Source organism: Klebsiella sp. HMSC25G12 (genome assembly GCF_001807705.1).
Classification (GTDB): Bacteria; Pseudomonadota; Gammaproteobacteria; order Enterobacterales; family Enterobacteriaceae; genus Klebsiella; species Klebsiella variicola.
Genome location: NZ_KV789885.1, coordinates 1 through 1,813 on the forward strand (window position 1 = coordinate 1; position 1,813 = coordinate 1,813).

The window sequence follows — 1,813 nt, forward strand, 5'->3', positions numbered from 1 at the left end:
TCAGACATCAGACACTAGCCGTCAGGCCCGAAACCGCTTTGCGGGTTCGGCGGAGCCCGGCAGGTGCGCAGCAGCTGCCATGGCGGAGTGTGGCTCGACGACTGGACAGCGCAGCTGGCCAGGAGCCGAAGGGGTCCAGTGTTGTTATGCCTTTCTTATCGTTCCAGGCGTTCGACGGTGGCCAGCAATTGCGGATAGGTCGCTGACTGACACTTTTCATACAGTGATTTAGCTGCGGGTATCCCTTCCAGATAATCATCCGAGTCCCGAATTTCCTGAGCCAGATATTCAATAAAGGCGGGTTCCACAACGGAGCCATTCAGAACATTAAGCAGAACCTGTGTTTCGTCGTCATCGAGAGGAAGGGCACAGGCGCGAACCAGATGCGCATAGCGATCAAAGATATTATTCAGCCGTTCAGTCACCCCTTCCCTGTGGGAGTTCAGATGCGCTCGCAGCTTAGGCGAAGGCGTGAAAGAGGGGTTGCGGGAGATCTCTTTTTTCACTGGTCAACCTCAGAATACTGGCCCGACATCATTAAGAATTTGCGCCGCTCCCTCACGAACTGTCGGTACCATTTACGGGCAACACTGGCAAGATCGTCCTCAGAAGCGTCACAGTAAAGCGTACTCCCCATAAACCCTCCCCCACGGCAAATCTGAGCACCTGTGCTACCTGGGCGTCCCGGGGACTCCAGGTGAACATAGCCACCACTGTCGGGTGCGTAAAAACTGAAAATTTCGCCGGTTTTACGGGATTTTATCGTGAAGTTCATGCTGGCTCTCCTTTGGCTCACCCGCGACTGCGCTTCGCCTCACTGAGTTAAGTGGAACAATTGCTGTTCATTACACAGACAACTGTATGACAGAAGTCATACACAATCAAGCAAGAAGAACAAAATTTAAGCGCAGTAAATATTAATGCTAATGTACGCATCCATTAGCATTAACAACTGGTGCATAAAATGGCTCAGGAATCACAGACTGAACAGTCTCGCGCTTACTTTTACCGCAACTTTACGTACACAATCGAACATCTGACCCGGGATTATCAGGCTGAACTGCAGCGTTATTCTGATGATTCGTGGGAACTGCCTCAGCGAGCCGCACGCATCAGCGCAGCAGTTAAGCGCTATAAAACGTACCGGATGCTGAGTTTTATTTTTGAGATAGCTGACAGCATCGATCTGGACTTAACCCCGCTTATTGTAAAGCGCCTTTGTATGCGCCTTTTCGGCCGCTCGGGTAGCCAGGACATAATTGTTGCCACTTTTGGGCAGAAGGGTCGCCAGCACCGCAGCCGCGATAATACGCCTGCCATCCTGGATGAAATAGCTTCCCGCTACCGTCTTGCCGCATACTCCTGTCAGGCCTCCACCCTGAGTGATATTGCAAGTGTGAAAAAGCACTATCAGACAGGCATCCGTGCAGCACGGAACAGGGAAAAATAACCTTCCCGGTAATAGCTAATGGATGCGTACATTAGCCTTAACATGAATAGATAGAGGAAAAAGGGGCTACCGGCGAACGGTAACCCCTTCATAAAGGCGCTTCAGGCATGTCAGACCAACGCAGCCCTGAAAAGGCGGGGTTTCCCCCGCCTCCAGGTTGCTACTTACCGTTGGATTCGTAAGCCAGGCTTGCCGCGACCTCCCTGTTCCCGTCCTTCAGCCGGACTTCGCATAAGCGGTTCCGGGTCAGGCATGTGAATATCAAGAGCGTTAAACACACGATTAATACGCACCAGACCAGGGTGTTTCGCGGTAGTTTCATGGTGTACTCCTCCTGTGTAAGTTCACACAGATATTGCAATT

The 1,813-nt window shown here is 51.6% G+C and carries 4 protein-coding genes; 1 reads left to right on the forward strand and 3 read right to left on the reverse strand.

Features of this window, described 5'->3' with window-relative positions; all coding sequences use genetic code 11:
- Positions 1-155 precede the first annotated feature (155 nt).
- Together HMPREF3096_RS12845 and HMPREF3096_RS12850 are read right to left on the reverse strand one after the other, a co-directional pair.
- Positions 156-506, reverse strand: a complete 351-nt coding sequence (locus HMPREF3096_RS12845; RefSeq protein WP_004152758.1) for a hypothetical protein — start codon at positions 504-506, stop codon at positions 156-158.
- Entirely contained in the window at positions 503-775 is a 273-nt protein-coding gene (locus HMPREF3096_RS12850; RefSeq protein WP_042939475.1) for a hypothetical protein, read from the reverse strand. Before HMPREF3096_RS12850 ends, HMPREF3096_RS12845 begins: the two co-directional genes overlap by 4 nt.
- 189 nt (positions 776-964) lie before the next feature.
- On the opposite strand from HMPREF3096_RS12850, the gene HMPREF3096_RS12855 reads away from it, so the two are divergent.
- Positions 965-1,450, forward strand: a complete 486-nt coding sequence (locus HMPREF3096_RS12855; RefSeq protein ID WP_048295880.1) for a hypothetical protein — start codon at positions 965-967, stop codon at positions 1,448-1,450.
- Positions 1,451-1,610: 160 nt separating this feature from the next.
- Here the strand turns inward: HMPREF3096_RS12855 and HMPREF3096_RS12860 are convergent, their stop codons facing one another.
- Positions 1,611-1,772 carry a type I toxin-antitoxin system Hok/Gef family toxin gene (locus tag HMPREF3096_RS12860; RefSeq protein ID WP_032426744.1) on the reverse strand — a complete coding sequence of 54 codons (162 nt, stop codon included), beginning with the start codon at positions 1,770-1,772 and terminating at the stop codon, positions 1,611-1,613.
- Between the last annotated feature and the right edge of the window lie 41 nt (positions 1,773-1,813).